Origin of the sequence: Bacillus nitratireducens, from assembly GCF_036320425.1 — a bacterium.
GTDB classification, from domain to species: Bacteria; Bacillota; Bacilli; order Bacillales; family Bacillaceae_G; genus Bacillus_A; species Bacillus_A nitratireducens.
Map to the genome: position 1 here is coordinate 1 of NZ_JAUMJO010000030.1, position 3,595 is coordinate 3,595.

3 protein-coding genes and 2 pseudogenes are annotated in these 3,595 nt (G+C 34.8%); 3 read left to right on the forward strand and 2 right to left on the reverse strand.

The window, feature by feature from the left end; translation table 11 throughout:
* Positions 1–830 (reverse strand): annotated as a pseudogene (locus tag Q3V31_RS30515) (YncE family protein); the annotation flags it as partial.
* 640 nt (positions 831–1,470) lie between these two features.
* On the opposite strand from Q3V31_RS30515, the gene Q3V31_RS30520 reads away from it, so the two are divergent.
* Positions 1,471–1,683, forward strand: a complete 213-nt coding sequence (locus Q3V31_RS30520; RefSeq protein WP_002094916.1) for a hypothetical protein — start codon at positions 1,471–1,473, stop codon at positions 1,681–1,683.
* Between the two features lie 354 nt (positions 1,684–2,037).
* A complete protein-coding gene (locus Q3V31_RS30525; RefSeq protein WP_000384074.1) occupies positions 2,038–2,238 on the forward strand; it encodes a hypothetical protein in 201 nt (66 codons plus the stop codon).
* Between the two features lie 521 nt (positions 2,239–2,759).
* Here Q3V31_RS30525 and Q3V31_RS30530 read toward each other — a convergent pair.
* Positions 2,760–3,101 carry a YolD-like family protein gene (locus tag Q3V31_RS30530; RefSeq protein ID WP_329767692.1) on the reverse strand — a complete coding sequence of 114 codons (342 nt, stop codon included), beginning with the start codon at positions 3,099–3,101 and terminating at the stop codon, positions 2,760–2,762.
* Positions 3,102–3,273: 172 nt separating this feature from the next.
* On the opposite strand from Q3V31_RS30530, the pseudogene Q3V31_RS30535 reads away from it, so the two are divergent.
* Positions 3,274–3,542: pseudogene (locus tag Q3V31_RS30535) on the forward strand (N-acetylmuramoyl-L-alanine amidase family protein); the annotation flags it as partial.
* Positions 3,543–3,595 lie beyond the last annotated feature (53 nt).

The following is a 3,595-nucleotide window of genomic DNA, read 5'->3' on the forward strand; positions in this document are numbered from 1 at the left end:
TCGTTTGCAACATACGCAAGACTCCCATTTGGAGAAACAGTAATTCCTTGCGGAGCGATTCCGACATTAATGGTACCAACAACTGTGTTGGTAGCAGCGTTAATAACAGAAACTGTATTATCACCATGATTTCCAACATAAACAGTTGTGTTATTTGGAGATACAGCTACACCAATTGGATTATTTCCAACAGGGATGGTAGCGATAACTGTATTGGTGGCAGTATCAATAACGGAAACGGTATTAGAAAAAATATTAGTAACATAAGCACGAGTCCCATTTGGTGAAACTGTTACTTCAAGAGGTGCATTATCTACAGTGATTGTATCGACTACTGTATTTGTTCCGGTGTTAATTACAGATACTGTATCATCTGCAGGATCATCAATGGCTCCTGCGTTTGTAGCATAAACAAGGAAATTACATCCAGGTCCCGTCGGCCCTGTAGGCCCAGTAGGTCCCGGTGGTCCTTCAGGCCCTTGAATACCTTGCATGCCTTGAGGTCCAGTAGGTCCTTCAGGCCCTTCAGTTCCTTGAATGCCCTGCACGCCTTGAGGCCCAGTAGGTCCTTCAGTCCCTTCAGTTCCTTGAATACCTTGCACACCTTGAGGTCCAGTAGGTCCTGGCGGCCTGGGGACTCCTGTTCCTGTCCCTGAACCAGTAGGTCCTTCAGGCCCCGTAGGCCCGGTCGTTCCAGTAATGTTTAATAGTGAGCTATTCAAGACTCCTTGCAAAATTAAGTTAAATGTCTGCTGTAACAAGGGGTCCGGTATATTTGAACAACTAATAAGTGAGGACAAGTTTTGGAATAGAAATTGGAATACTGCAGAGCTTCATAGGGTTGAGTTATGTCGTACTCACAAGGGACTTTAACATAAATTTCGATGTGAATAAATTGGTTAATATATCCAATTTATTTGGAGCTATTTTATAAAAAAAAGAGAAGCGTTTAATCAGGACGCTCCTCTTAATGCCAATACACAATAACTATCCTATTATACTGTATAAGCGTAAAATATTTAACAATTACCTTTATGGTGAAAATTTCATTTTTCATTAGTTTAAAACCCAAAAAGAGCACTTAATAAAGTACTCTTGTGACGAGTTTCGTTTTCTCAAAGAATGGAACACAATATATCATACGAAGCTTTTCTGAAATGTACTTGTTTTAATTAATTAGTATTTGTAAAAATAGCAGCTAGAAAAAGCTAACTGCTCATCTCCAAGGGGGGGGATGGAGAAAATATAATGTTGCCTACATTATTGACGGAATATTTAGTTTTATTCAGGTGCAGGAGATCTTTTTAAAAAGAAAAAAGCTAGGATTTCTCCTAGCACTCAACATAAGCAGTATGGAAAGTTAATCAATTTGCACCTTGGTTATATAACGTTCGAGAAACAAATAGTGCGAATGACAGCAATCTTAACAAGTATTTTACTTTACATTCGTATATTTTAAGTTTTTGATAAATGATCAAATTTGAATTTTATAGAAAAGTAAGTGACGGGATGAAATTATACAGTAATGTGTTAGACATTATTTATTGTCATACGCAAGAGCAGGCCGATGAGCTTTATGATTTTTATGTAAAGAAAGGATACAAAGTTGGTGTTTCTACAGTAGAGATTGACACAGGAACACTCGGAAAATGTGTAGTTAAGAAAATAGATATTTATAAATAAAACAAAAGCGTTAATTTAATCGAAAAGAGGGAAACGGGGATAAAATAAGGCCGCACCTTTTATCGGAACGGCCTTACGAATGCCTTGTGCTGGAGTTTGAGACAAATGGCTTAAGATGTTATCTCTAAGCAATGTGGACAAGGATTTTTACAATTATACGTAAAGATGGCAGGTAATTGACTAAGTTACCTGCCATGTTCTAAAACAATACGGGGGAGAGAGCCCCGATTTGAAAAGAGTGAAGCCGTGGGAAGTCGGCTTGTAGGTAGTATGTACGATATAAAAAAGATTATACGAAAAGGGGAACGGGAAATGGATGCATTAGACTTATATATTTTGTGTGAAGATTAAGAAATGGATTGGCGTGACGACAAACTTATTATATGGCTTCGTTTTGACCAATTAAAAGAGTTTATTGAATTATTAGGTCCTAGACATTTTGATGGGGGTGGTATGGAAGTACATCATAAAAGTAATTGTATTGCATTTGATCTAAGTGGGATTTGTGAAGACTGGGAGATTGATCCAGAAAGAATTCTAATGAAAAAAAGCTAAATAAAATAGTTATTTAGTAGCAAGTGAAAAGAGCACACTAATAAGCATGCTCTTTGAAAGGTAGGTTTCTATGCGTGAAGGGTTTCCATAGAATAACATACGCTTGTCCGGTTTAAATGTGAAAAATTTTTAATAAAAAAATTATTTGGTAGCCAGCTTGAAAAATAAAAAGAGCTCCGTCTACTGGTCGGAAGCTCTTTTATGGAAATCAGTGAGTATCGTTAGTTAATTCAAAATATGTTTAGCTTATTTTAGTGTGACTAGTATTATAAAAAATTCATTTTAATATAAAGCAGAATAATCAAATGGATTAGGCAGACGATTTATTCAAATGTAAATTCACAATTAGAGTAGAATCGCATCAATACGCTCGCAGTTAACTACTAGGAATCATAATTTTACTCAGTAAACGAAACGCGTTAAAAATAGACCTTATAATCTTCATAGTCTTATCCTCTAAGTTCATATTTTCTATTTCAAAGTCTGATATTCCCGGCTACATTAGAAAAACTGTAAGTTTTTTATCTCAAATCAATTATATCTATAAATTTAAGGAAAATTCTGTTATAAGATGCATCAGTGCAAGTTATTAAATTCTGTATCGGATTTATGTCAGTTACAGTCACAGATCTAGTAAGCAAATGACCATCTCTATAATAAGTAATCAATATCTTCTCTTCAGAAAGAAATGAACATAGTAACTTGTTTTCAATAATTTCTTGTTCGTCTTGGGTTAATGTAGGGCGCTCCACTTTTGTTTGTTTTTTAACAATCTTACCGATACCGATGAATTTTTTCGGTATCGAAGCGAATGGAGTCCGCTTAATCATTCCTATTTCTTTTGGCATATGTGTATAGTTCATGCAGTATATCCCCCTAATTACTAGTAATCAAAGAATCATTATATCATGTTTTAAATATATTGGGATTATTTATGTAATTATAAAATAAGTTTTTAGAGGTTTTGGCTCCATATAAAGTTAAACCAATTTAACTATGCATGATTTATATATATAATAGGAGAAATTACTGTGGAGTCCCTTTGTAGGTAAGCATGTTGTTGCTAAGGTTAATAATCTACGTTTCAATAATACCCTGCTTGGCAAGATAAAGATGTTGCTGGCTCTGTAGATATAGGATTAGGATTCACGATTGATGCGAAAGTAAGTGTCAATGGCTCACCACAATATAAAGTACACAATAGCAAAGGTAAAACATACTATGTAACAGTAAATGAAGCCTATGTGTATGTGAAATATGATATAAAGATGTATTCAGAACAGTTTGCTGAAAGATATAGATAATACTTTTCTTTAAAATAAAAAACTGAACTAGGTAATTTCCTAATTCAGCTTTT